General features: G+C 50.5%; 24 protein-coding genes. 7 read left to right on the top strand and 17 right to left on the bottom strand.

Annotation, left to right across the window (positions count from 1 at the left end; all coding sequences use genetic code 11):
• Positions 1–119: 119 nt before the first annotated feature.
• Positions 120–1,334 carry an HhoA/HhoB/HtrA family serine endopeptidase gene (locus GS601_RS07470; protein ID WP_162422650.1) on the bottom strand — a complete coding sequence of 405 codons (1,215 nt, stop codon included), beginning with the start codon at positions 1,332–1,334 and terminating at the stop codon, positions 120–122.
• Positions 1,335–1,529: 195 nt separating this feature from the next.
• On the opposite strand from GS601_RS07470, the gene GS601_RS07465 reads away from it, so the two are divergent.
• Positions 1,530–1,883, top strand: coding sequence for a metal-sensing transcriptional repressor (locus GS601_RS07465; protein WP_162422649.1), 354 nt, complete (start codon positions 1,530–1,532; stop codon positions 1,881–1,883).
• A gap of 13 nt (positions 1,884–1,896) precedes the next feature.
• Here the strand turns inward: GS601_RS07465 and GS601_RS07460 are convergent, their stop codons facing one another.
• Positions 1,897–2,556 carry an NAD(P)H-binding protein gene (locus GS601_RS07460; protein WP_162422648.1) on the bottom strand — a complete coding sequence of 220 codons (660 nt, stop codon included), beginning with the start codon at positions 2,554–2,556 and terminating at the stop codon, positions 1,897–1,899.
• Positions 2,557–2,939: 383 nt separating this feature from the next.
• Here GS601_RS07460 and GS601_RS07455 point away from each other — a divergent pair, with 383 nt between their 5' ends.
• Complete coding sequence (locus GS601_RS07455) at positions 2,940–3,638, top strand: DUF1997 domain-containing protein (RefSeq protein ID WP_162422647.1); 699 nt, start codon at positions 2,940–2,942, stop codon at positions 3,636–3,638.
• Between the two features lie 44 nt (positions 3,639–3,682).
• Here GS601_RS07455 and petJ read toward each other — a convergent pair whose 3' ends face one another.
• From petJ to accD, 5 genes are all read right to left on the bottom strand, one after another.
• A complete protein-coding gene (petJ, locus tag GS601_RS07450) occupies positions 3,683–4,099 on the bottom strand; it encodes a cytochrome c6 PetJ (RefSeq protein ID WP_274381958.1) in 417 nt (138 codons plus the stop codon).
• 76 nt (positions 4,100–4,175) lie between these two features.
• Complete coding sequence (gene petE / locus GS601_RS07445; protein ID WP_162422646.1) at positions 4,176–4,586, bottom strand: plastocyanin; 411 nt, start codon at positions 4,584–4,586, stop codon at positions 4,176–4,178.
• Positions 4,587–4,708: 122 nt separating this feature from the next.
• Positions 4,709–5,221 (bottom strand): photosystem II cytochrome PsbV2, encoded by a 513-nt coding sequence (gene psbV2 / locus GS601_RS07440; protein WP_162422645.1) that lies wholly within the window; start codon positions 5,219–5,221, stop codon positions 4,709–4,711.
• A gap of 35 nt (positions 5,222–5,256) precedes the next feature.
• Positions 5,257–5,754 carry a photosystem II cytochrome c-550 gene (gene psbV / locus GS601_RS07435; protein ID WP_162422644.1) on the bottom strand — a complete coding sequence of 166 codons (498 nt, stop codon included), beginning with the start codon at positions 5,752–5,754 and terminating at the stop codon, positions 5,257–5,259.
• 311 nt (positions 5,755–6,065) lie between these two features.
• Positions 6,066–6,989: an acetyl-CoA carboxylase, carboxyltransferase subunit beta gene (gene accD / locus GS601_RS07430; RefSeq protein WP_162422643.1), complete on the bottom strand. Its 924-nt coding sequence runs from the start codon at positions 6,987–6,989 to the stop codon at positions 6,066–6,068.
• Between the two features lie 782 nt (positions 6,990–7,771).
• On the opposite strand from accD, the gene GS601_RS07425 reads away from it, so the two are divergent.
• On the top strand, positions 7,772–8,827 hold the full coding sequence (locus GS601_RS07425; protein ID WP_202924943.1) for a squalene/phytoene synthase family protein: 1,056 nt from the start codon (positions 7,772–7,774) through the stop codon (positions 8,825–8,827).
• 82 nt (positions 8,828–8,909) lie between these two features.
• On the opposite strand, the gene GS601_RS07420 is transcribed toward GS601_RS07425, so the two are convergent.
• Together GS601_RS07420 and GS601_RS07415 are read right to left on the bottom strand one after the other, a co-directional pair.
• The gene (locus tag GS601_RS07420) at positions 8,910–10,628 is read right to left on the bottom strand and encodes a diflavin flavoprotein (protein ID WP_162422642.1); all 1,719 of its coding nucleotides are present in this window, start codon (positions 10,626–10,628) and stop codon (positions 8,910–8,912) included.
• 236 nt (positions 10,629–10,864) lie between these two features.
• On the bottom strand, positions 10,865–12,604 hold the full coding sequence (locus GS601_RS07415; protein WP_162422641.1) for a diflavin flavoprotein: 1,740 nt from the start codon (positions 12,602–12,604) through the stop codon (positions 10,865–10,867).
• 126 nt (positions 12,605–12,730) lie between these two features.
• Between GS601_RS07415 and GS601_RS07410 the strand changes: the two genes are divergently transcribed.
• Positions 12,731–13,498, top strand: coding sequence for a pantothenate kinase (locus GS601_RS07410; RefSeq protein WP_162422640.1), 768 nt, complete (start codon positions 12,731–12,733; stop codon positions 13,496–13,498).
• Positions 13,499–13,677: 179 nt separating this feature from the next.
• On the opposite strand, the gene GS601_RS07405 is transcribed toward GS601_RS07410, so the two are convergent.
• The 5 genes from GS601_RS07405 to GS601_RS07385 all read right to left on the bottom strand — a co-directional run bounded on the left by GS601_RS07405 (position 13,678) and on the right by GS601_RS07385 (position 17,550).
• Positions 13,678–14,133, bottom strand: a complete 456-nt coding sequence (locus GS601_RS07405; protein WP_162422639.1) for an NUDIX domain-containing protein — start codon at positions 14,131–14,133, stop codon at positions 13,678–13,680.
• 133 nt (positions 14,134–14,266) lie between these two features.
• On the bottom strand, positions 14,267–14,725 hold the full coding sequence (bcp, locus tag GS601_RS07400; protein ID WP_162422638.1) for a thioredoxin-dependent thiol peroxidase: 459 nt from the start codon (positions 14,723–14,725) through the stop codon (positions 14,267–14,269).
• 19 nt (positions 14,726–14,744) lie between these two features.
• The gene (gene argH, locus GS601_RS07395; protein ID WP_274381957.1) at positions 14,745–16,172 is read right to left on the bottom strand and encodes an argininosuccinate lyase; all 1,428 of its coding nucleotides are present in this window, start codon (positions 16,170–16,172) and stop codon (positions 14,745–14,747) included.
• A gap of 228 nt (positions 16,173–16,400) precedes the next feature.
• Positions 16,401–16,664: a hypothetical protein gene (locus GS601_RS07390; protein ID WP_202924942.1), complete on the bottom strand. Its 264-nt coding sequence runs from the start codon at positions 16,662–16,664 to the stop codon at positions 16,401–16,403.
• A 157-nt stretch (positions 16,665–16,821) separates the two neighbouring features.
• Positions 16,822–17,550, bottom strand: coding sequence for a response regulator (locus GS601_RS07385; protein WP_162422637.1), 729 nt, complete (start codon positions 17,548–17,550; stop codon positions 16,822–16,824).
• A gap of 307 nt (positions 17,551–17,857) precedes the next feature.
• Between GS601_RS07385 and GS601_RS07380 the strand changes: the two genes are divergently transcribed.
• Complete coding sequence (locus tag GS601_RS07380; protein WP_162422636.1) at positions 17,858–19,378, top strand: dolichyl-phosphate-mannose--protein mannosyltransferase; 1,521 nt, start codon at positions 17,858–17,860, stop codon at positions 19,376–19,378.
• A 30-nt stretch (positions 19,379–19,408) separates the two neighbouring features.
• On the opposite strand, the gene GS601_RS07375 is transcribed toward GS601_RS07380, so the two are convergent.
• From GS601_RS07375 to GS601_RS07365, 3 genes are all read right to left on the bottom strand, one after another.
• Positions 19,409–20,587 carry a glycosyltransferase family 2 protein gene (locus GS601_RS07375; protein ID WP_162422635.1) on the bottom strand — a complete coding sequence of 393 codons (1,179 nt, stop codon included), beginning with the start codon at positions 20,585–20,587 and terminating at the stop codon, positions 19,409–19,411.
• A gap of 148 nt (positions 20,588–20,735) precedes the next feature.
• Entirely contained in the window at positions 20,736–21,404 is a 669-nt protein-coding gene (gene trmB, locus GS601_RS07370) for a tRNA (guanosine(46)-N7)-methyltransferase TrmB (protein ID WP_162422634.1), read from the bottom strand.
• Positions 21,405–21,432: 28 nt separating this feature from the next.
• On the bottom strand, positions 21,433–22,737 hold the full coding sequence (locus GS601_RS07365) for an FIST signal transduction protein (RefSeq protein ID WP_162422633.1): 1,305 nt from the start codon (positions 22,735–22,737) through the stop codon (positions 21,433–21,435).
• 392 nt (positions 22,738–23,129) lie between these two features.
• Between GS601_RS07365 and GS601_RS07360 the strand changes: the two genes are divergently transcribed.
• Together GS601_RS07360 and larE are read left to right on the top strand one after the other, a co-directional pair.
• Positions 23,130–23,357: a Calvin cycle protein CP12 gene (locus GS601_RS07360; protein ID WP_162422632.1), complete on the top strand. Its 228-nt coding sequence runs from the start codon at positions 23,130–23,132 to the stop codon at positions 23,355–23,357.
• 195 nt (positions 23,358–23,552) lie between these two features.
• Positions 23,553–24,380, top strand: coding sequence for an ATP-dependent sacrificial sulfur transferase LarE (gene larE / locus GS601_RS07355; RefSeq protein ID WP_162422631.1), 828 nt, complete (start codon positions 23,553–23,555; stop codon positions 24,378–24,380).
• The last annotated feature ends 51 nt before the right edge of the window (positions 24,381–24,431 follow it).

Raw genomic sequence — 24,431 nt, 5'->3', positions numbered from 1 at the left:
CACCATCTAATGCTGTAGATCAGAAGGCTGGCACAGGTGGAACCGCGGTTCCACCGACCCAATCACGAACAGACAGGAACGCGATCGCGGCGATCCTGCACACCACACCTGCGATCGCGCTACGCCTTGTTCTGCAACTCTGCCGTTTTAACTGCCAATTGCTGAGTCTGCTCGCCGCGCCGCACCTGAACTTTTAAGGTTTGCCCAAGACGGCTATTTTCCACGATTGTTTGTAACTGATCTGCCGTTCTGATCGCCTGTCCATCAATTTGAACGATCACATCACCCCGGCGAATTCCAGCTTTAGCAGCAGGCGTATCAGGCAACACGCGCACCACAATCACGCCCTCAATCTCTGGCACGGTAAATGCCGAGTTGGGGTCATCATTGTTTTGCTTGGCAATCTCTGGCGTGAGCGTTGTCATCTGCACACCAAGATAAGGATGAGGAATTTTTTCGCCGCGCGCTAAGGCATCTTTAATCGACTTTGCCTTATTGATCGGAATGGCAAACCCAATGCCCATCGCATCAGCCCGAATTGCCGTATTAATGCCAATCACTTCGCCGCGATCGTTGAGCAACGGGCCTCCCGAATTTCCGGGATTGATGGCCGCATCTGTTTGAATAAAGTCTAGTCGCTTATCGATCAGCCCGATCTGAGCACTAGAGCGATGCAGCGTACTAACGATGCCCAGCGTTACCGTGTTGTCTAGACCAAGCGGATTGCCCACCGCGATCGCCCAATCCCCAACACTCACCTGATCAGAATCTGCCAACGGCGCAAACGGCAGATCGGTGCCATTAATCTTGACCACCGCCAAATCACTGACATCATCCGAGCCGCGTACCTTCCCCTCAAACACCCGTCCATCTTTTAGCGTCACCGTTACTTTATCCGCCCCATTTACGACGTGGGAATTGGTCAAAATCATGCCGCTTTGATCAATCACAAACCCCGACCCTTGCCCCCGAAGAATCTGTTCGCTCGGTGCTTGAGGATAGACATCCTGACCAAAAAATTGGCGAAAGAACGGATCATCGAACATTGGATTTGGAGCCGCCCGACGAGTCACCGTCCGCTCTGTATCGATCCGCACTACTGCCGTACCTACCTGCTTTACCGCTTGAGCAACAAAGCTACCGCGAGTCACCTCTCGTGGCACCGCCGCTTGAGGGGTCTCCGCCAAGGGTTCGGCATGGGCAAGGGGCATCCATCCGATGGTCAGCGCGATCGCGAGACCCAATGCCAACGGTGCCGCCGCGATCGCCGCTGCCAAGTTCCGCAGAATTACCTGAATGTAAGCCAAACGATTAGACGATCTTGAGCGTTGCATAACGTTATTCATAAGCCTTAGACAAAAGTAGTTCACTCGCGCTTAAAATCGGGAAAAGCTCGCGAACCCAGATTCCTATTATCGTAAGCAGAAAAATAATCTCGAGGCGGGTAGAGATTTCCCCACCCCGATCCGCACCGTTTTTTACCATGCACTAAGATCAGACATACTGTAAGCAGTTCTCTTAGGCGATTCATGGCAACCTCTGAACTTCCCGGCAAGCAAGAAGCACTCGATCCTATCCCAGATCATGCTCATCCACAGGATGGCGCTCATCTGCATACCCACAGCGAGGAATCTATCCGGCGGTTAGTCAATCGGCTATCGCGAATCGAAGGACATGTACGCGGCATCAAAACCATGGTGCAAAACGATCAGCCCTGTCCCGATGTGTTGGTGCAGATTGCCGCCGTTCGAGGAGCGCTAGATCGGGTCGCTCGTATGATTTTGGATGAGCATCTCACACAGTGCATCGCCCGTGCGGCTAAAGAAGGCAACATTGAAGGAGAAATTGAAGAACTCAAAGCCGCCCTCGATCGCTTCTTGTAGCGCCCAAGTTTGGCTATGCGACTCCGGCAAACAACGTCTCAAGGGATTGCGGCGGGGCTTCTGGGGTTGCCACAATTTCAACGATCTTGTTACGCGCATTTGGATCAAACACCGACTCTACACAAACTTGAGCCACTTTTGTGCGGGGAATGCTGCCTTCTGAGAGCGTATCTGCGGACGACATCACGATCGCATGGTCGTTGTCTTCATTTTTCAACCCGCCCGGTCGCACGATCGTATACGTCAGCCCACTGTTCTGAAGATATTCCTCAGCTTGCTTTTTCCATACCAAAATCAGCCAAAACAGATTCAAGGGATGGAAAAACTGAGACGTGCAAAGCGACGACACAAAAACAAACTGCTCAACCCCTTTGTTCTTCGCCGCATCGACCAGATTTTTCGTCCCTTCATAATCCACTTTATACGGCCCCGTCGGGTCAAAACTTGGACGTGCCCCCGTCGCACAAAAGACAAGGGTAGAGTCAGCGATCGCGCTCTTTAAACTCTCTACCTTGGACACGTCTCCCACGACGAGTTCAACCTGGGGGGGCAAGATTGCCCGTGCAGAATCGAGATCTCGCACCAATGCCCGCACCGGAATCTCTCGCTCTACCAACTGCTGAACGATACGGCGTCCTGTTTCTCCGGTTGCCCCTGCCACAAATGCTTTCATAAATGTTCTTACTCAAAAAGGTCTGCTTACTGTTGTCGCGCGATCGGTTCTACTTGACATCTGATGAAGGAATGAGGTCAAGAAATTTTGCTAAAAATTAACGATTTCAACTGCTGTTTGCCAGCGTTGCGCCAAATCACCGATGCCCTTAAGATACAGTACGGAATAGTCCTCTAGAATTGATCCGTTAGAATCGAGGCTGTACCAATTTCTACGGGTAGGGTTACCCTCTACGAAAAAACCGTCTCCGAAATCACCGCACAACTGTGCCACTCGGTTTAGATTAGATAAACTTTCAAGGATCGCGATCGCTCGACGTGAAGCACCAAATATCTCAGGGAACCTTGGATCAACACCAACGGCATAACATTAAGAGACAGTGCATGCAGTCCTCACCCACCAACTCGTTTTACGAAGTTCCGACAAATCGTCAATTTACTCAAACTGCCGACAGTGCCCTGCCAGCGATCGCGACAGACTCTCCAGCGGTTGAAGAAACGCACCCTACGGCAACTCACCCCACTGTGTTTCGCAGCCACTTTGTAGATCAGATGGAGATGGGGGCTGCTGCCCAAACCGTCATCACCTATCTCGATGCCCATTCTGAGTGGTTTCACCGTTGCGCCCACCCAATGCAGGTAGAATCGATTGGAACCAATAGCTACGCGCTGATTATTGGGCATTTTGGCGCGTTTGGATACGACATCGAACCCAAGGTGGGACTAAACCTTTTACCCCAGCAAAAAGGCGTCTATCGGATCGAAACTGTGCCGGTTCCCGGTTACGCCGTGACTGGCTATGACGTAGACTTCCGAGCCGCCATGCAACTCATCGAATTTAGCAGTGGTGCCTCCCCTACGGCTCAAGCAACCCGAATTCAGTGGCAGCTAGATCTGACGGTATCTATCCAGTTTCCCAAGTTTATTCATGCATTGCCCGATGCGTTGATTCAGCGCACGGGCGATCGCCTCCTCAACCAAATCGTTCGGCAAGTCTCCCGACGCCTGACTCACAAGGTTCAGGAAGATTTCCATTCATCGCATCAGTTGCCCCTGCCAAAGCGCGATCGCACCCGGCGATAACCCAAAGCCCTCCAAGATTGCTTGGAGGGCTTTATCCATCAAAGCTACCATCCCGATTCGGCTTGCTGAAGCACATACTGAGCAACCGCCTCAACCTCAGCGTCTGTCAACCGCCCACCAAAGGCAGGCATGGCGTTTTTGCCGTTTGTCACCTGATGGCTAATCGCCTCGATAGAATTCATGGCATATTTCTCCAGCGCTTCTTTTCTCAGCGTCTTATGAGAAATGATTACGTTAGTGCCCCCGATGTGGCAGGCTGAGCAGTTGGCACTAAAGATGCGTTGCCCAACAGTACGGTCGTCCGCCAAAGCAGCATCATGTCCAGGGAAGACGAAGAGCGCGATCGCTAGGCACATAAACACCAGCATCGCCCCGCACCGCACCAACATAACTCTTTGCAAAATAATTCTCCCCTTCCAGCCGTGCACCGAAAGCCACTTCATATCTTGGTAGATCACCATTCTATGACGCTACAAGGAGGTTTCGGTCACTAACGAAAGAGGAGAACGCTGAAGCTGAATTTAGACCCAAAGCCAGCTATTGAACAACAACCTTACCCACCATGCCAGCACCGCGATGAGGCAAACAGTAGTAAGAATAGTCCCCGGCCGGAGTGTCGGCGGGAAACACCACTTCAAAGCTCTTACCAGCGCCTTCTAAGCCCTTATGAGACAGCTTAGCCGCTAACTCCTTATTACCATCAGGGACTTTTGTATTGTCAAACACAACATTGTGAGGAGGCAAACTGCCGACTTCCCATTTCACCGTATCGCCAGGCTTGATGGTCACAACTGCCGGATCAAACACCAACCCTTTTGGGGTTCCCATTTTTACAGAGTAGGTTTCTGCTGCCGCAGGAGAAGCAGCCCAGAAAAAGCTGCTTGCAAGCAACATAACAGCACAGAACGCTAGCGACAGTCCCCGAATTGCAGAAGAAATCGATTTCATAGTAGTCTCTAGAACAAGTAGTTCTCTAAAATTCTCTCTTCTATTTTACAGCCTGTCGTACTTCTATTTTACGGACTGTCGTAGTTCATCGAAGAGAATTTTAGCCTAGAGATCTCCTCCCCCTAAAATTGATCAGTCCCCCACCCTGGAGCAACCTGTGCTGCCCGCAGAATGAACCCAGCGAGGTTTTCCACCTGAGGCTGCGACAGCCAGCTTTCCGGAATTTCCCGACAATAAATCTCGTCTTCTGTGCCGTCATAGCTCATCGGATGGCGCAGATACTCTACCAGTGCGCTGACCGTATTGCGGGGGGGCGTTGCCCCGTTGAGCGCGTCTAGAGACAAAGAAATCGGCGGGTTAGGTAAGGTTGACCCGCCGACATGGCAATTTGTACAGCTTGATCCAAAAAGTTTTTTTCCTTCAGAAATATCCTCTGCCGAAAATAGGCGCGTCTGCCCTTGGGCATCAAGCGCTAGAGAAATGGGTTCAGTCACTTTTAAGTAATAAGTAACATATGCATCGGCAGCATAAGCTGGGCGACTGACCAGTGCCAGTCCCACACTGATGAAACAAAACATCGCTAAACTACGGAGCAAAAGAGCAGGAAGCCAGGGCAGAGTTTTATAAATCAGCATGGTGCAATGGTCAGCAGACATACCTTAGTGACAAGTCAAGTACTAAATTGGGTTTTACCACCGCCCCACTGTTTACCGACGATCTTAGGCTGAAGCAGAATGTGTCCTGCGATCGCAACGAGATCTTTGTCTGTGAGATTTCGCATTTCGGGGAAGGTGTCTTTGCTCTTGATGCTCGGATGCACTTCTGCAATCGAGGTAGAGCCATCGTAACTCGTCGGGTCTTTCATGTAATCGACCAAAGCTTCGATGTTATTGCGAGGAGGGGTCGCCAAGTCAAGCGCTTCGGGGTCAAGCCCTACGTTAGGATCAGTTTTGGTGGCACCTCCTACATGGCACTGGGCGCAAGCAAACTGGAACAAGCGCTTTCCTTCTTTCACCTGCTTGAGGCTCAAGACCATAGTATCTCCGGCATCGTTGACCGGAATAGTCCGAAGCTTAGCATCTAACTCAGCAGCGTTTACGCCTTGTACAACAACTTGAAAGGCAAAAAAGACAGTGGCTACAGCAAGCCAAAGGCATCTTTTAAGCATGGTTCTCCTTAAAATATGGCTCAGTTACGGATTTCACAACACAACAGTCAATAATGGCAACCTCGACCTTCGAGACAGTGCTTAGGACATTGTCTGTTGAGGAAGAGGCACTAACAGTAAAAACATCACTCAATTGGTAGAACTCACCAATGATGGTTTCTGATAGTGAAAATAGACTTCTTTAATACCAATATCACGTCGTTGTGACAATCCTTAGCCTATTTTGTAGAAGAATGAAGAGATTCTCAGAAAAGTAGGATGGAAAGGGGACTGAGTTTCTGCTTTTATCCACTCTTGCCCAGTCAAATGAGCTACTCAGGAACCGTAGTCAGGGTTTTGATGCCCGGAATCTGCGTTCCCTTTGGCGTCTGACGCAAGGTAGGCTGATGCAAACGAACTAACTGAGCCAAGGTCTTTTTCAGTTGGGTGCGGGGCACGATCGCATCGATAAAGCCATGCGTCAAGAGATATTCAGAGGTTTGGAAGTCGTCGGGGAGCTTTTCGCGCAGGGTTTGCTCGACCACTCGGCGTCCGGCAAAGGCGATCGTGGCTTTGGGTTCTGCCAAGATAATATCTCCTAGCATGGCGAAACTAGCGGTAACTCCACCGGCGGTGGGATGAGTCAAAACCGGAATATAAAGCAGGCGATTTGACCGATGACGCTGTAGCGCCCCCGACACCTTTGCCATTTGCATCAGGCTCAGCATCCCTTCTTGCATTCGCGCCCCGCCAGAGGCACACACAATCACAACCGGAAGCCGCTGCTGAGTTCCCCGCTCGATGAGGCGGGTCAGCTTTTCCCCTACAACCGACCCCATGCTGCCGCCCATAAAGCGAAAGTCCATCACGCCTAGAGCGATGGGAGCGCCTTCAATTTGCCCGATCCCGGTTTGCACAGCATCGCTAAGATGGGTTTTTTCTTGAGCATCTCGTAGGCGATCGCTGTAGGCTTTGCGATCGCGAAATTTCAACGGGTCCGTAGGTCTCAATCCTTCATCAATGGCAACCCAGGTATCGGCATCGATCATCTGCTGAATGCGTTGCTCGCTCGTGACGCGCATATGGTGATTGCACTCTAGGCACACCATTTGGTTCGATCGCAAATCTTTGGTATAGGTCAACGCGCTACAGGATTCGCATTTTGTCCATAGTCCATCCGCAATCTCCCGCTCTTGTCCTTCTGAGACAGGAGAGCCTGATTTTCGTCGATTTGCGAACCAATCAAAAAGTGACATAATAACTGTGTTCCTTACGTAGTGCAGGACGACGAGCTTAAGAGGAAAGACGGCTCTAAGAAGCAAGAGTGCCCGATGATGCTGTCAGGATGGGGAGATGCCCACGGTGAGGTTTACCTGGTGAGGTTTACCTTCTGTGAGCCAGCGCATCGCCAGTAATTTTAAACTCAGTTGTTTTTTAGCAAACATAGAGCCTTGAACCGAATTCTAGAAGGAATTTGACGAAGTTTGCAAAAAATTTCCAAATTTGGCGTGCCAAAACACCAATCTCAGACTAAAACGGTTGAGAGAAAGCCTGTAAACCACCTCACTTTCTGTAGGTTTATGGTTTTTTAACCCGTGTCTCACTTGCCCTTTCTCCACCTTTGATGCCTCCGTTGAGCCATTATCGGATCGCTGATCCCTTCACAGACAAGCTGTGTTGTAGCAGTCTATGCTCTACCGAGCGGCTATTCCTCAACCCTAGCGGCTATTTGCCAAACCGCATCTACCCAGCCAAGCAAAGCAGCCAACATCGCGGTCTATAAAATAATTCAAGTCACTTGAGCCGCCAGAGCCTAAGGAAGACTGACCGGCACTCCTCCCTAGGCTAGGTGTTCTGCTCCCTCTCTCTTGCCTCGCGTCTGATGCCTAACTAAACCATCACATCATTAAAGCTGGGTTAGCCAAGTTTAGAATGCTTGGCTGTGATACAAAACACATGCCCTGTTGTTCTTAAAAAAATCTGGGAATCCTAGACCTAGAGCGCACCCTAGCAGCCTGAAGAGATTTTGACTTTTTGTATGAATACGTCGTCACTATCCCAACTAGTTGGTTCGTCGCACCATCTTGCGATCGCAGATGACGCCCTCAAGGACGAAGACAATGCCGCTTGGGTAATGGAGCTAGAGTCAGACGTTCAGCAAGAATGGATCGAGCGAATTGGCTGGATTCGGCTGGCAGATCGACTGGCTGAAAGCGAATTTTTAGACGCGAGCGCATCAGAGTTTCGGGGTCTTCAGGACAGTTGGAAGTGGCTGATGGCAACGGGTCAAGTTCAGCCCGTCGGGGGGCATCGTAAAACCTTTGAAAGCATTCGCGATCGCTGGTTTTGCAACGGCTCTGATCCGGTTAACCAGTTGTCGATTGACTCTTGGAATCGTTATCTTAGCGCGCTCGAACGCTATCACAAAAACCACAATCTCGTCTTTCAAACGATCGCCGAGTTTGAAACCATGCTAGAAGACCTAGCAGCGTCTTTCTTTCGGATACTGCCGTTTCTATCAACCCACGATTGGCGCATCGTGGGCGCGTTTGGGGTAGTCGATCAGTTTTACAACATTCTGCGCGACCTTAGAGAAGATGCCGAGCAAGGCATTTGTTATCTGCCAACCGAATTGCTCGATCGCTTTGGGGTCAGTCGGCAAGAAATCCTCGAATTGCAGGCATACCGCAACCCAGGCTACCGTTCAATGATGCAGTTTTGGATCTACGACTATTTGCCCCAGTTGTACCGCAAAGCCTATCCATTCATTTTGTCACCCGATCTTCATCCGTCTTGGCAAATGCTCCGAGATTGGTCGCTCAACCGCTACAAGCGAATCGAGCGGATGCTACGCCGGTGTGACTATGACTATGAGCGATTTCCGCAGATTTATTGGCGAGAAGTTCGGCGAGATTTAGTGCTAATTTTGCCAGCCCGATTTGGCAATCCCTCGTATTGCCATCTATCGGAAGTAGGAGAAATTGAGCGTGGGACAAAACTAACGTCCATTTCCTACCGTTCTCGGAAGTGCAAGTTGTTTCAGCTTGCCAACTCGGTAGAACCCAACACTTTTATGGAATTTGATTGCGGCTAGCAGGATAGGCTTTAGAGCGCTGGGCTGCCGTTGCTATCTTGCTCTGCGTTACCCCACATCAACGCACACGAGTGAGACACCCCTAGTAAGACGTGCCTGATTTGCGGTGCAAGACAGCAGTTACAGCTTTTGCTGCCAAGACCTTACCGTTTGCCACCTCGGCATACAGGAGCCAGTGATCGCCGCATTCCATGCGATTTTGAACGGTGCATTCGAGGTATGCCAAGCCATCGAGCAGAATGGGGCAGCCATTGGCAGCAAATTCTATCTCAAGGTCGGCAAAGCGATCGTGACCCAATTCCACAGGTTTCATGAACGCGCGGCGAAGCTGCCGATCTTCTCGCAGAACGTTGAGCACAAACGAGTCGCCTATATGATCCAGCCAGCCTTCGGTACGAGATTTGGCGATCGCAACGGTCACCCCTGGTGGGTTGAACGTGGCTTGCGAGATCCAAGAGGTGAGGAAGCCAGTCATGCGATCGCCGTGCTTGACCGTTACCACGCAGAGCGAACCCACGACACGACCTAAAGCTTGCTCAGTGCGATCGCTCGTTTCGGTCAAAAATGGACGCGGTTCTCGAACTTTCTGCGTTTTCCGCAACATCTGGGCAAACTCAACCCCTGCTTTTTCCGACTGCTGCAAGACTTCTTCTGTCGGCGTAAATTTCACCCGAATGGTGTCAAACCCAAATGCATACCCTGCATCTTGAAGGCGATTTTCTACCAGGTCGATGGCTTCGCCGCTCCAGCCATAGGAGCCAAAAACGCCTGCTACTTTCATTTTGGAGGCATTGGAGAGCACCAAGCCAAGCGCGGTTTGAATTTGGGTCGGCGCGTGCCCTGCGAGGGTTGGAGTGCCGATGATAAAGCCATCGCACCGTTCGACAACGGCGGTAATATCAGCCGGATCGGCAAACTCGCAGTTAATCGACTCGACGGTAATTTCTGAGGCGGTGAGACCTTTGGCGATCGCTTGGGCAACCGTTGCCGTATTTCCGTAAGCCGAAGCATAGAGCAGCGCCACCGAGCGTTCCTGGTTTTTCTGCTCGTTGCACCAGTCGCGATAGTCCAAAGTCAACCGGCTGAGGCTGTAGCGGACGATCGAGCCGTGACCCACAGCGTACATGCTGGCTGGAAATTTGGAGAGTTGTGCGATCGCGGCTTCGACTTGCTTTGATTGGGCAGCGTAAAGACAGTCAAAATAGTAGCGCCGATCTTCGTCTAGCTGCTTCCAGTGGTCGTCGAAAATCGAATCGTCGCACACATGCGACCCAAAAAACTTATCGGTGTAGAGAATTTGGGTTGCCGGATCGAAGACGCACAGTTCGTCTACCCAGCGCGGAGTTGGCACAAAGGCAAACTGCAAGGCGTGCCCTTTGCCCAAGTCGAGCGTGTCGCCGTCTCGAACGACTTGCACCTGCAACGGACGATCGACAAACGCCGCTTTTAGGGCATTTGCCGCAGGCTTGGAGCATACGATCGTCACCTGAGGCGCAAGCTCAAGCAGCTTTTTCAGCGTTTCGAGGCGATTTTGGTTAACATGGCTCAACATCACATAATCGAGCTTCTGGAAGTATTGATGCTGATGCAGTTCGTGGATAAAGATATCGGTAAAAGACGACCCCGGCGGATCAATCAAGGCACTGTGTTCTGCCTGAATCAGATAGGAATTGGCCGTGGTTCCTTTTTGCCGCGCGTACTCGATCTCAAACTTGAGGCGATCCCAGGTGCGCGATCGCAAGATTTGAGTATCGACGCCAATTTCGGCAATTTGCACGTCTCTGGGTCTAGAGTCTGACATAGGAAGAAATGTGAGGGATGAGGGACGCTTTGCAGCAAGGCTGACGCAAGGAGAAAATGGGAAGAAGACTAGCCAGGGGAGAGGAGTAGGGGAAGCCAAGGATAGCAACCAGGAAACAGACTGGTGAACAGGAGAGCAGGCTAAAACCCGAAATCCCCGTTTCGTCCCATCATCTCCTCTTCTGGGAAGCGGCTCCCCGCGTTTGAATCACGGTTTAATTTTTGACGGTTTAATTTCTAATAGTGGTTGCCCACTTTCCGATGATGAACCGCAGTCAGGGCATCGGCTTTCGCCACCCGTCCGGCATCGACGGTGCTATAAACGATCCAGTGATCGCTGCACTCCATGCGGCTGACAACTTCGCATTCCAGATAAGCTAACGAATCCGCCAGAATAGGAGACCCATTGGTTGCGGGATAGGTTTTGATATCTGCAAAGCGGTCGGCACCGGGCGCAAATCGCTTGAGGAAATGCTTCATTAAGGGTTGATAGTTGCCTTCTTCAAGGATATTGAGCACAAAGCGATCTCCAACTTTCATCAGTGATTCGATCGCGCGATCTTTGGCAACGGCGATCGTAAAGCCCAAGGGTTCAAAACTCGCTTGAGACACCCACGATGCCAGCATGGCGCTAGAAACTTCGCCTCGTTTAGCGGTAATGATATAAAGTCCGCCGCTCAAGCGACCCAAGGCTTTATCGAGATCACTATCGAGGGCTTTCATCTGCTTCATGGCGCGATCGCGGGTCAGCCACTGTCCTAAGTCGGTGCCTGCCTCTTCGCAAAGCTGATAGGTAGCTTCGGTGGGGGTTCCCTCTAGTTTGATTGCCGGAAACCCTTGAGTTAATCCTGCTTCCCGAAATTGGTTGCTAATCAGATCCACCGATTCATCATCCCCCCCTGCTACCTCAAATAGACCGATCGCTTGCTTGGCATTTGCCGCCGCTAAAATCGTGCTGATCGCAGTTTTGGCTGGGTCTGCCATATCGCCCGACTGAGGCGGCATCCCGATCACCAAACCACTTGAGAGTTCTACGAGTTCCCGCACATCTTGGGGCTGAGCGTCTCGCAAATCCATCGCTTCTACCACGACATCCGTTTTGCCGATGCCTTCTGCGATCGCGTGGGCTAAGCGATCGCCATCCCCATAGCCGCTGACATAGAACAGCCCCACTGTTTTCACCGATTTTGCCTGGGTTTGGCTCCATTCTTGGTAGCGACCCATCAGGTCTGTGAGGTGATAGCGCAACAACGGACCATGACCCGTTGCTACCGTTGTCACGTCGGGGAGTTCACCAATGCGTTTGATGGCAGACAGCACAGAGCGCGCATTGGGAGCCATCAGGCAATCGTAGTAGTGGCGATATTCTTGCTCAATTCGCTCCAACTCTTCATCGAAGGTGCGATCGTCGCAAAAGTGCATGCCAAACGCATCGCAGGTAAAGAGAGTTTGGGTTTTTGTATCGTACGTAAAAATAGTATCGGGCCAGTGCAAATTGGGGGCAGACACAAACTCTAGCCCGTGCCCATTGCCCAGATCCAACCGTTCTCCACTTTTCACCACCTGGCTTTTAAACGGTCGATGCACCATGTTTTCCAGAAACTGGATGGCAACTTTCGCGCCGACGATCGTAATGTTGGGATTGAGGTCTAGCACATCTCCGACCAAGCCGCTGTGATCTGGCTCGGTGTGACTGATGATGAGATAGTCAATCTGCTGCGGGTCGATAAGTTTTGTTAATGTATCGAGGTAGAGTTGGCGAAACTTTTCGTGGGAGGTATCCACCAGGGCAACCTTTTCTCCCCGAATTAAAAACGAGTTATAGGTTGTGCCGTTTTCCAAGGAGAACTCAATATCAAAGCGATCGCGATCCCAATCTAAGGAGCGAATGACCGTTGTCTCCGCAGCAATATCGCTGGTTTGAAGCGTCAGCCTGCGCTTTGAGCGGGTTTGGGGACGATCGTCGAGTGCTACCATAACTGCCTCCTGGAAGGATTTACCTATCTATATGTTAAGGAATATTTCTCGTATTGGGATAGTTTCTCGCGTTAGCGCCCCGTTTGTAAAGTTTTATTACTCAAGGCAATCTATAAGTTTTTCTGTATGAATGAATGGCTAGCGCTGACAATCGGCAATTCTCGCTGCCACTGGGCGCTGTTTGAGAACGAGACCCTGTGCCAGTCTTGGGATGCCCCGCCAATGGATGAAGCCGTTGTAAACGCGTTCATCGCCCACCCTGGAGGCTTTATTCCGCTCTTAAATGGAAAAGCGCGCCCCGAACTTTGGTTCGCTTCGGTTGTCTCCAAGCAGAGTAAGCCTTGGACAGCTTATCCTCAAGTGAAGGTGATCACACTGGCTCAGATTCCGTTGCATCACGTCTATTCGACCTTGGGAATTGATCGGGCGCTGGCGCTCTGGGGCGCGATCGCAACCTATGGCAGCCCCGCCCTAGTGATCGATTGTGGCACAGCAATGACGTTCACCGGAGCCGATCCACAGGGCAATCTGGTCGGTGGCGCGATTTTGCCAGGACTGAAATTGCAGGTTCAGGCATTGGGGCAGAACACTGCTGCGCTGCCAGAACTGGAGGCAAAATTGATTTCAGACGTGCCCCCTCGATGGGCAAGAACGACGGAAAGCGCGATCGCTAGCGGCATCTTACAGAGTGCGATCGCTAGCATCCAAAGCTTTGTGCTCGACTGGCAGCAGCACTTTTCAAACGGCGCGATCGTCATCACCGGAGGCGACGCCGTGCTACTGCACCACCTCCTCCGTCAAGAACTGCCCGGAGTCTTTAGCGTCATTGAGCTAGATTTGAACCTGGCATTTTGGGGAATTCGAGAGCTTAGGCGGCGGGTCAAAGTGGTCTAGTGGTCTGTCAAGTTTGAAATGAGGGGGTGGGAGTCGATGGGCGAGGGGTAGAGGGGTAGAGGGGTAGTCTAGGAATCGAAACCATCGACTCATGCACCCCTCTACCCCTCAACTCAACGTTGACAATCTACTAGAACGAGGGATTAAATCATGGGTGTTCGAGGCGTCACGTCTGGTGCTCACGCTACCGTCGTTAACCCGGCAAAGTAGTCTTGCAACTGCTGTCGATGGTCATGAGAGAGCCGACCTTCCGGCAACTGTTCTCGCCAAAATGCTTGCACATCCATCACTTCTAGCGGATCTGTGACCTGCATCGTACCCCGTGCTTCAACCTCCACCACGATGCAGATCGAATGCATGCGCGGATCACGATCGGGCGCAGAATAGACCCCGACCAATCGCCGAATTTTTGCAAGCTCTAGCCCCGTTTCTTCAAATAGTTCTCGTGCGATCGCGGTGGGCAAATCTTCGCCCCAGTCTACAATGCCCCCCGGAAGCCCCCACAACCCATTATCTCGACGGCGAATCAAAACAATTTTTTCATCCGGCAAAATTGCGATCACACTAGTTCCGGTTACAGGATGCCGAAGGACGACACCCAAAACATTTTGAAAGAAATGCCACAACCAACGCATAGATTCACAGAACGAGACCGCAGTAGAAAGCGATGTTTCTAAGCACGAGGTGATCTGTCAAAACGCAGAAACATCTATCAAACTGCACCCCACAGGGGCAGAAAACATCAACACGAGCAGTCACCAACTTAACTCAAACTAAATCTTGCAAGAGTTGCGCGATGTGATTTTCAGGCTTAACTTTTTTGTAGATTTTTTCAATCCTACCATCTGGGCTGATCACAAAAGTATTTCGGCTAATGCCTAGATACTCCTTGCCCATAAATTTCTTTAACCCGTAGCTATCATACGTTTCTGCAACCTTTCCGCCTGCATCAGACAACAGGGGAAACGGCAAATCGAACTTGTTGACAAACTTTTCGTGAGATTTAGCATCATCGGTGCTGACGCCCAACACCACGATATTTTGATCCTGAAAGGCAGAATAAGCATCACGAAACGCGATCGCTTCTTTGGTGCATCCGGGAGTATTGTCTCGCGGGTAAAAATATAGAACAACTCGATTGCCGTGAAAGTCAGCGAGGGTGACAGGCTCACCTTGAGTGTCGGGTAGCGTAAACGGGGGGGCAAGGTCGCCAATGTGCAAGGGCATAGGGAGAACGTCGTAAAAATTAGAAAGAGGCTAAACGGTGTTGGGCAGATTCTAAAGCACGGCGGATTTGATCGAAGCCGGTGCCGCCAAAGCTGTTGCGGGCAGAGACGACTTGTTCGGGCGCGATCGCGGCATAAATATCGTCTTCAAACGCGGGATGGAGCGCCTTCCACTCGTCAATCGTCAGATCGTTGAGCAGCTTATTTGCGGCAAGAGAGGTTTTCACAACCTTGCCAACGAGGTTATACGCCTCGCGGAACGGCACACCTTTCGCTGCCAGATAATCAGCCACATCCGTCGCGTTGGAAAAGTCTTCGGAAACCGCTGCTTTGAGGCGCGCTGTCTTAAACTCCAAGCCTTCTCGAAACAGAATAGTCATGGCTTCAAGACACGCTTTTGTCGTTTTCACCGTGTCAAACAAGGCTTCTTTATCTTCCTGCAAATCTTTGTTGTATGCCAACGGCAAGCCTTTCATCAAGACCAGCATCCCTTGCAGGTGCCCAAAGACGCGCCCGGTTTTGCCGCGCACCAGTTCCGGCACATCGGGATTTTTCTTTTGTGGCATGATGCTAGACCCGGTAGCACAGCTATCTTTGAGCGTCACAAAGCCAAATTCTTGAGACGCCCAGAGAATCACCTCTTCCGACAAGCGGCTAAGGTGAACCATGATCAAACTTGAGGCACAGAGAAACTCGATCGCAAAGTCGCGATCGCTCACACCATCCAAGCTATTTTCGTAGACGCTGCCAAACTTCAACAAATGCGCCGTGTAGTGACGGTCGATCGGAAACGTCGTTCCTGCTAGCGCTCCAGAACCGAGCGGCGACATGTTCACCCGTTGATAAATTTCTCCGAGCCGCAGCCAGTCGCGCTGAGCCATCTCAAAATAGGCGAGGAGATGGTGCGCCAAACTGATCGGCTGTGCCCGTTGCAGGTGCGTATAGCCCGGAATCAGCGTGGTGACGTGGTGGGTCGCCAGATCTAACAAGACCGCTTGAAAGTCTCGCACGCCTTGCCGAATCTGTTGAATCTGGTCGCGTAGGTAGAGACGGGTATCGGTTCCGACCTGATCGTTGCGAGATCGCGCTGTGTGCAGCTTTTTGCCAACATCACCGACAAGTTCCGTCAGCCGCCGCTCGACCGCGAAATGCACATCCTCAGCGTCAATCCCCGGCGTAAACCGACCCGCCCGATATTCCTGCCGAATCTGTTCTAGCCCTTGCACCAGTTGCTCGCCTTCGTCAGCAGTAATGATTCCTGTTTGGGCGAGCATTTTCGCGTGGGCTTGCGAGCCGGTGAGGTCGTAGTCGATTAATTCAATATCAAACCCAATGCTGGCGTTAAACTGCGCGATCGCAGGATGCAATGCCATTTCAAAACGCTGACTCCAGGTTTTGGATGAAGGATCGGGGTTGGGTGGTTGTTCAGAAGAGGGCGGTTGACTCAAGAGAATCTACTCCGGGGAGGGATAAATCACAACTCCTTAGCCTACAGCAAACTAGAAATCTAAAATGGCGCACTGCAAACTATACACACTAAATACCAAACGCAAAATGAGTCTCGCGAAACCACCATCGGGTTTTAGTACCGAGTTTCGGCACTACCGTTTTGGTACTGCTTCATCTTGGGATGAATCCTCCAAGCTGCCTGAGCCATTCTCAGACTGTCAATGCTCTTAGCCGTAAGACGTGAGCGCCCGTGCCAGGTAGCCAACAATCAAGCCTGCCAAAAGTGCCCAAACCTGACCCGTCTTGACAAAATGTCCCCATGCCTTCCCCACTTCTCCGGGCAGGTCAGTTTCTTTAAACTGCTGAGCCAACACTAGCCAATCATCTGACAGGTGCCCATGAATTGCTTGCAGCGCGTCGCTTGCGTGGGTCGCATTTGCTGCCAAAGTCGGCAAATCTAGCAGTGGCAAATCCATCAAAAGGTGAGTCATCGTCATCTCCGCTAACACAGGAATATCAATTGCTTTAATCTCCGCCAGCATCTTGTAACACAAAAACCGACGTGCGGATAATTCTAATCAATCAGTATTCAAGGTTCCTGACGAAGCGCGATCGCACTTCCAGATCGCACTTACAGACAGATCGCACTTACAGAAGAGACATGACAGAATTGGCAACGATCGCAGCTTGGGTGCGATCGCGCAAATTGAGGCGACCTAAAATACTCGCCACATGATTTTTCACAGTTCCTTCAGAAATATCCAGGGTTTGAGCAATTTCTCGATTGCTAGACCCTCCCGCGATCAGCTTGAGCACCTGCCGTTCACGCGCTGTGAGCTTCAAAAATCCGATCGGCAAATCTGTCTCTGCTGCCCGTCGATGCGCCAAATTAAACGGCAGAACATTGCTCGCTGACTGCCCCGACAGGCTATCTGCAAAATGTTTTGGCGATGGGCTTGCCACCTCAACCGGAGTCATGGCTTTTTGCAAAATCCCAGGACTGAGTTGAGTAAAGCCTCGATAGGCTGTTCTCACCGCATTTGCAAGCTCATCGGGAGACATATCTTTGAGGAGATAGCCCCGCGCCCCCACCTGTAGCGCCTGTTTGATCGAGTCTACATCATCCGATGCCGTCAGCACGAGCACCCGAATATGCGGAAATCGTTCGCAGATGGTTTGCGTGGCGGTAATCCCATCCATTTTGGGCATGGTCAAGTCCATCAGCACCACATCGGGTTGCAACGCTTCTACCTTTGCGATCGCATCACAACCATTGTTCACATCGGCAACCACCTCCAAATCAGGTTCCTGCTCTAGCAATGCTTTAAGTCCTTCTCGAATGAGATGTTGATCATCCGCTAGCAGTACGCGAATCATGAGTTAAATACCTCCGAAAGTGGGGTCGGTAGACGAGGGTTGAACGAGCAGAGCCGATAGCGTATGAGTCAGAATTAACCTGAGGTGAACCAATCTGAGGCAAACGTCTAGATCAACAGTAGGCAGGTATGGAGCTTTATTTAGAGCCGTTAGTTTGTTTATAGAGTAAAGCCCATCGCCTCCATTTTTGTAAACTATTGTTTAACTATTTTGGGAGATTAATCAAGTCCCTAAAGCCAGAATTTCTTGTTCAATCCAAGAAGAACGTCAGTATGCTTGAAGGTTGAACTCGATCGGTCAAACTCTTATGCGAGTGTCTCAAAAAGCAGCACAGCTAAACTGGTGGTTCTGGGGTGGACTCATTAGCATTTTTCTAGTTTCTCTCGGTTTGAGATTTTGGGGACTTGGGCGCTTTAACACCCTGGTATTTGATGAAGTTTACTATGCAAACTTTGCGAATAACTATCTCACGCAAAAAAGGTTTTTTGATGGGCATCCACCCTTAAGCAAGTACCTCATTGCGATCGGCATTTGGATCGCTCAGCAGTTTCCGGTTGGAAAAGACACGGTTAACTCGCTGACAGGCTCGCCATTAAGCCCATGGAGCTATCGCTGGCTCAATGCACTGACGGGATCTTTTATTCCTTTGGTAATCGCTGGAATCGCCTACCAGCTTAGTTTTCGGCGCAGGTTTACGTTAATTGCAGGGCTGTTTGCCGCGCTTGACGGACTCTTTCTAGTCGAGTCTCGGTATGCCTTGAACAATGTCTACCTCGTCATCTTCGGATTGTTGGGGCAGCTACTTTTTCTGTTAGCACTCCGCGCCAAATCACGTAAAAACTTACTGCTTTGGTTGAGCGGATCGGGAATCTTTTTTGCCGCTTCAGCCTCCATCAAATGGAATGGACTCTGGTTTTTATTCGGTGTATTTTTACTGTGGATACTCGCATGGATTTTGCGGTTTTTAGGTTCTATTCAATACCAAAACATACCCGTACAAAGACAAGCAAAACTAGGGCAACACCCGCCGCTCAATCAATCCCAAGAAGTATCAAATTCAACCGCTCCCTTGTATCGTCTAACGCAGATTAATCCACTCTATTTGTTGCTTTGTTTTGGTGTGATTCCGGCGATCGTTTACCGCCTAATTTGGATTCCGCACATCCACCTGAATCCAGAATTTAGTTTCACCGAAGTGCAACAACAAATCTTCTCATACCATCGGCGAGTCGGGAGCGGCTCTAACATTCATCCCTATTGTTCGACTTGGTATAGCTGGATTTTAATGCTGCGCCCAGTGGCATATTTCTACCAAGTGACCAAAGTTGGCGATCCACTGCCGACCACGGGTTCTACCTTGACTCTAGCCCCCGGACGGGTGGTTTACGATGTCCATGCCATGGGCAATCCGGTGTTGTGGTGGCTTTCGTCAGGCGCGATCGCGCTTCTGGTTTGGGTGCTAATCGAGAACTGGAAGGCACTACCCAGTTTGGCAACAGCTTATGCACCGAGAACCCGTCTTCTTCCAGCCAAGGAACTGTGGATCGGAGTTTTCTTGTTTGTCAACTACATGGCAAATTTGCTACCGTGGATGCCCGTATCTCGCTGTGTATTTTTGTACCACTATATGGGGGCATCAGTCTTTGCCACAATGGCGTTGGCGTGGTTTGTCGATCGCTGGTTAAGCATTTATCACCTTAGATTTGCCGCGATGTGGATCGTCGTGCTGGTCGTGGCGGCATTTATCTTTTGGATGCCGGTTTACTTAGGATTGCCGTTATCGGAACAGGGGTATCAGATGCGAATGTGGTTGCGATCGTGGATTTAAAGCCATCAGGAATGGCAACCAACAGATAACCTACCTGGGCATAGACAGCACTTCATCAACCTGGGTCTGCTGACCTGACAGCGTACCGATCTCTTGCCGCACAGAGCGCCATCTATGCCGGAGAAAATCACCATACTGCTTGCGCGGGAACTGCTGATGCTTTCTTGCCTGAATTTGGTTCAGTTCTGCCAGCGTCAGTTGAGTCTGTCTAAACGGCGACCGAGGTGATTTTGGTTGAGCGCGATCGCCCAGCCCTAGCACTGCCAGGGTGTGTTGCCAAAGCAGCACGAGCAGACTACTCAGCATCATGCTGTAAAACCTCGGACGCAACAAAGGCAAATAGTCTAGCCGAGCCGCCTGGAAAAGATAAGCGATTGTCTTCGAGCGATCGCCCTGTTGCTCACACCGCAGCGCCGAATACCAATTAAAGTTGCTTCTTGTCCACCGAAACACTTTGGTCGGAATCTCTGGGTATTGCTGTTGGATCTGCGATAGAACCAGTTCGCACGATCGCATCATTTTTTCACAGTCAAACGACATGCTGCCAATCACCTGGCGGTAGCCGATGAGAATCTCTGGCACAACGCGAAACTGATACTGTTCGGCGATGCGAAGATACAAGTCCCAATCTTCACAACCCTGGGCATTTTGCTCTTTAAGTTCAGCGTTATATCCGCCAATCCGCTCGAAACAACTACGGCGGATCAGACAGGAACTGGCGTTGCCTAATAGATTTCCATGCAAAAGCGGAATGTAGGTTTCTCCTTCAACACAGTTAATTTGGCAGGTGGGGGTGAGGGCATCGTCTTCCGTGATGTAGATAGACCAGGCATAGACTAACCCGACCGATTCATCCGAGCGCAACATTACCTGAAGCTGCTTTTCTAAATTTTCTGGATACCAAATATCATCGGCATCCAGCGGTGCGATAAATTCTCCTCTAGACGCCTGAATAGCTAGGTTTCTAGCAGTAGCCACGCCCGCATTTGCTTGATGCAATAAAATAATTCGTGGATCGGTTTTAGCAAGGGCTTGAACGATTTCAACGGTGCGATCGGTGGAACCATCATCCACAACTATAATTTCAAGGCATGGGTAGGTTTGGGTTAAAACAGACTGTAAGGTTGTTGCAATAAAGCTTTCAGCGTTATAGGCAGGAATGATAACTGAGATAAGCGGGCGCGAAAAATCCAGTTGATCGGTATTCATTTCGGTCAACGCGTATGTATTCATCAACATACTAAAATATTCAGTGATTTGCGACTTAATCTTTTGTAACGAGATCAGCAGATTGCCCTTCAAATCAGGGGTAGGGTTCAGACGCTTGCTTTAAGGTGCTTTAAGGTGCGATCGCACCTTATGAAGAGAATTTCCTTAAAAATAAAGCACGATACACCGGATTGCTTAACGACAAAACCCCCACCTCCCGCTCAGTTGGAACTTCAAACGGATTTTTTAGCAGCCAATCTGCGGCTTGACGCACAAAGGCAGGATGTTCAGAAAACCGATCGACCATTTCTTGTGCCACATCTAGCACATCAGACTGCACGAATACTGTGCCCCCCGGAATCAAATATTTCGAGAGTTCATCCACAATTTCGGGCTGCACCACGCGGCGTTTCTGATGCTTGCGCTTAAACCACGGATCAGGAAACTGAATGCTGACTCGGCTTAGGGTTCCAGCCTCCAGCGATGCTAAGAGCGGACGAATAGACGTATTAATATTGCAGAATAAATAATGCAAATTCTTTAATTCTAGTTCGTCCCGATGGGCAGTTCCGGCGGAGTTGCGCTTTGCGCTAAGCGCTTGATGCACTAACGGCTCTCGAATTTCTAATCCTAAGAAATTCCAGCTTGGCTCGCGCTGCGCCATCTCTAGGACAAATTTTCCTCTCGCACACCCAACATCGAGGTGTAGCGGCTGGGCTGCATCTTTATACACCGTCTTCCAGTCTGGCATCTCCACTGGATCTTGGTATTTGCGACTGAGGGGATTAACATGCTCACGCACACGAACAAGCGCCATAAATAATTTCCAACACAAAATTCAAATTCTATCTTTCTGGTTCATCTTTGGTGCGGCAAATGCCAAACACAGAGGTATACCCATGCAAAAACGTGCTGCTGCCTACCGGTCCGATTTCGCCGTTGCAGAAAAACCCCGTCACTGGAACATCACCGACATACTCACTAAAGAGTTGCGAATCAAAATTGGGTTCTCCATAAAGAGCTTCCCCTCGCCCCAAGCAGGCAAACATCAGCGCGCCCGATGGCTGCGATCGCGGCTCCCCATCGAACGACGATGCCAATCGCGACTGCCGATAGCGCTTTAACAGCATTTCTAAATCGTCTGCTGAAGTTTCAGAATCGCGCAGATGAAACTGAATGCGCTGCCCCGGACGAATGCGATCGCCAAGGGCGATCGCGCCGAGGCGAGGGTCAACCCCCATCAGGGTGCGAATTAGAAAATCTCCTTGATCCAAGGTCTGCTTAAATTCATTCTGAGCAATGCCAATAAAAATGCGATTTTCTTGCGCGGCTAACTCGCGATCGCCTTCGTCTAAACCTTGTACCAAATTCTGCAACAGTTCGAGCGGGGTTCGGCTCCCAGGGCACGTCGCCGTCACATCTCCTGACCCATCATCTTGTTTCAGCCCCAGAATAATATTGCGTTCTCCCTCCGTCACCCAGTAGGGCTGACCAATCGGACGACAGCCCTGAGCCACGATCGTATCGATCGCAATATTGCCGCTCAGCGCCACCCCTACCGTTCCTTCCCGGTAAAACCGCTGATTGCAAAACAACCCCGACGAGCCACCCAGCATTCCAGAACTCGCCAAACCCCCAATTTTTGCAGCCTGAGGATAGGCATAATCCAAGCCCTGAAGCAGATCATTGATTTTGGCAGAAAATGGGTCGGCAAACAAAATAATCTGGGGCTGCTCTGCGATCGCAACGCCAATCAGATCTGCCCATGTGTGTGGCGGGCTGTCCAAATCGGGGAGTTCATCGCCAATAATATGAAAGGGCTTGACCTGCACCCCAGGCAAGTGTGCCAACGTCAACCCCAACGCCGGTTCGCCCTCAACTTCTAGCACCTTGTCTCGCAAAGTCACGCCGATCACGCCGCCGCCACTACACCCCACCAACGGCACATCCGGCAACTTGTCTTGCAGCAACGGCAGCAGCCGCGAAAACTCGCTGGCAAACGCTGAAGAAATAAATACAAATCCCACATCAGCCCGGGCTTGTAGCATCGCTTGGGCTTGCATCACCACCTCCTCGACGGCTGCCTCTAGAAAAGGACGAGTGGATAAGGCGCTTGCCCATTTCATAGAGTCGGAGATTGGGTCTGACATGGCAGTTTTCCGCTAACGGTGGACGAGGATGCCGTAAGGCAGATGCTCTCATCATTATCTAGTGTACTAAAGCGCGATCGCTGTGCATCAAAACCGAATACTGCTATGGTCAGAGATCTGCGTTGGCAAGTCAGTTGACCATGAAGGACAGAGAATAAACAGGTTAATATAGAGTAACGATCGCGATTAAGATCTTAATCAAGCGAAACGGTTGTTTGGCTCACGGCTCCTCGAATCTTAAATGTTTTGGTTGGGTTTAGGAAAAGTGTTGTCAATCTCGCGTATCACAGAAATAGTGATTTGGGTGAGCAACCAATTGGGTTACAGAAACCTACTCTCTCGAATTCTTTGAGGATTCAAGTTAGCTTCCCTTCAACAAAGGATGAGTATCTATGACGATCAACGATATCGAAAAGAAAATTGAAGAAGAGCGTGATAATGCGCGGTCTGTGTGCGACATTAGCGGCACAACTTCTGGTGAGTGTGCTGCCGCTTGGGATGCGGTAGAAGAACTTCAAGCCGAAGCTTCTCACAAGCGCCAAGTCAAGCCCAAAAACTCTTTGGAACAGTACTGTGATGACAACCCTGATGCGGCTGAGTGCCGGATCTATGATGACTAGGGCTTGAGTGCCCAAAACAACCCATAGAATTTTACGTTTCGTAGAATTTTAGGCAAGCAGCGATCGTGGGAGACTGATAAGGCTAATTGCGCTCCTAATGATTCGTTGCTTGTTTTTTATGGGCTAATTTAAACATCGTTGCCGAGCCAACCCTCGACGGTTCCAACAGACGGTTTTAACAGACGATTCCAAAAAATGATGCAAAAACTTGACCAACTTAAAGCCTTGTTTGCCGAGATGAAAAATGCGCTGATTGCGTATTCTGGCGGCATTGACAGTGCGTTGGTTGCCAAGATTGCCTACGACGTGTTGGGCGACGGTGCGATCGCGCTGACTGCCGAATCTCCCTCTCTACTCCCCGAAGACCTCGAAGATGCGATCGCGCAAGCGGCAGCCATCGGCATTGCTCATCAGATTGTTCAAACTCACGAATTAGACAATCCAAACTATGCCGCAAATCCCGTGAATCGCTGCTATTTTTGCAAAAGCGAACTGCACGATACTCTAAAGCCGTTGGCACTTCAGTGGGGGTATCCTTACGTCGTTGATGGTGTCAATGCCGATGATCTACACGATTATCGACCGGGAATTCAGGCAGCAAAGGAACGAGGGGCGCGATCGCCCTTAGCGGAAGTCGGCGTTACCAAAGCCGAGGTGCGAGAAATCGCCAAATACCTAGGATTGCCCTACTGGGATAAGCCCGCTCAACCGTGTCTTAGCTCCCGGTTTCCGTACGGGGAAGAGATTACGATCGCGAAACTTCAGCGCGTCGGTCGAGCCGAGGTGTATTTGAGACGGTTGGGTTGGAAAAATATTCGAGTGCGATCGCAAGGAGACACCGCTCGTATCGAAGTGCTGCCCGATCAGGTCAAAGAATTCGTCTTGCAAACGGATTTGCCAACCCTGATCGAAGCCTTCAAATCCTATGGTTTTCTGTACACAACGCTAGATTTAGAAGGCTACCAGAGCGGCAAATTAAACCAAGTCCTTCAATTTAACGTGAGTTCGACGAACGGAAGGTAGCGCAAAAAGAAAGCTGAGACTACGTTTGAAAGAGTTGTAAAATTCCTTCGA

The organism is Myxacorys almedinensis A (genome assembly GCF_010091945.1).
GTDB lineage: Bacteria > Cyanobacteriota > Cyanobacteriia > Leptolyngbyales > Leptolyngbyaceae > Myxacorys > Myxacorys almedinensis.
Note: the sequence above shows the minus strand (reverse complement) of the source record. Positions and strands in the feature narration are given on the sequence as shown.

Bases quoted from the DNA above. Each gene is read 5' to 3' on its own strand.
- GS601_RS07470 (WP_162422650.1), bottom strand. From the start codon at position 1,334: ATGCAACGCTCAAGATCGTCTAATCGTTTGGCTTACATTCAGGTAATT.
- GS601_RS07465 (WP_162422649.1), top strand. From the start codon at position 1,530: ATGGCAACCTCTGAACTTCCCGGCAAGCAAGAAGCACTCGATCCTATC.
- GS601_RS07460 (WP_162422648.1), bottom strand. From the start codon at position 2,556: ATGAAAGCATTTGTGGCAGGGGCAACCGGAGAAACAGGACGCCGTATC.
- GS601_RS07455 (WP_162422647.1), top strand. From the start codon at position 2,940: ATGCAGTCCTCACCCACCAACTCGTTTTACGAAGTTCCGACAAATCGT.
- petJ (WP_274381958.1), bottom strand. From the start codon at position 4,099: ATGGTGATCTACCAAGATATGAAGTGGCTTTCGGTGCACGGCTGGAAG.
- petE (WP_162422646.1), bottom strand. From the start codon at position 4,586: ATGAAATCGATTTCTTCTGCAATTCGGGGACTGTCGCTAGCGTTCTGT.
- psbV2 (WP_162422645.1), bottom strand. From the start codon at position 5,221: ATGCTGATTTATAAAACTCTGCCCTGGCTTCCTGCTCTTTTGCTCCGT.
- psbV (WP_162422644.1), bottom strand. From the start codon at position 5,754: ATGCTTAAAAGATGCCTTTGGCTTGCTGTAGCCACTGTCTTTTTTGCC.
- accD (WP_162422643.1), bottom strand. From the start codon at position 6,989: ATGTCACTTTTTGATTGGTTCGCAAATCGACGAAAATCAGGCTCTCCT.
- GS601_RS07425 (WP_202924943.1), top strand. From the start codon at position 7,772: ATGAATACGTCGTCACTATCCCAACTAGTTGGTTCGTCGCACCATCTT.
- GS601_RS07420 (WP_162422642.1), bottom strand. From the start codon at position 10,628: ATGTCAGACTCTAGACCCAGAGACGTGCAAATTGCCGAAATTGGCGTC.
- GS601_RS07415 (WP_162422641.1), bottom strand. From the start codon at position 12,604: ATGGTAGCACTCGACGATCGTCCCCAAACCCGCTCAAAGCGCAGGCTG.
- GS601_RS07410 (WP_162422640.1), top strand. From the start codon at position 12,731: ATGAATGAATGGCTAGCGCTGACAATCGGCAATTCTCGCTGCCACTGG.
- GS601_RS07405 (WP_162422639.1), bottom strand. From the start codon at position 14,133: ATGCGTTGGTTGTGGCATTTCTTTCAAAATGTTTTGGGTGTCGTCCTT.
- bcp (WP_162422638.1), bottom strand. From the start codon at position 14,725: ATGCCCTTGCACATTGGCGACCTTGCCCCCCCGTTTACGCTACCCGAC.
- GS601_RS07390 (WP_202924942.1), bottom strand. From the start codon at position 16,664: ATGACTCACCTTTTGATGGATTTGCCACTGCTAGATTTGCCGACTTTG.
- GS601_RS07385 (WP_162422637.1), bottom strand. From the start codon at position 17,550: ATGATTCGCGTACTGCTAGCGGATGATCAACATCTCATTCGAGAAGGA.
- GS601_RS07380 (WP_162422636.1), top strand. From the start codon at position 17,858: ATGCGAGTGTCTCAAAAAGCAGCACAGCTAAACTGGTGGTTCTGGGGT.
- GS601_RS07375 (WP_162422635.1), bottom strand. From the start codon at position 20,587: ATGAATACCGATCAACTGGATTTTTCGCGCCCGCTTATCTCAGTTATC.
- trmB (WP_162422634.1), bottom strand. From the start codon at position 21,404: ATGGCGCTTGTTCGTGTGCGTGAGCATGTTAATCCCCTCAGTCGCAAA.
- GS601_RS07365 (WP_162422633.1), bottom strand. From the start codon at position 22,737: ATGTCAGACCCAATCTCCGACTCTATGAAATGGGCAAGCGCCTTATCC.
- GS601_RS07360 (WP_162422632.1), top strand. From the start codon at position 23,130: ATGACGATCAACGATATCGAAAAGAAAATTGAAGAAGAGCGTGATAAT.
- larE (WP_162422631.1), top strand. From the start codon at position 23,553: ATGATGCAAAAACTTGACCAACTTAAAGCCTTGTTTGCCGAGATGAAA.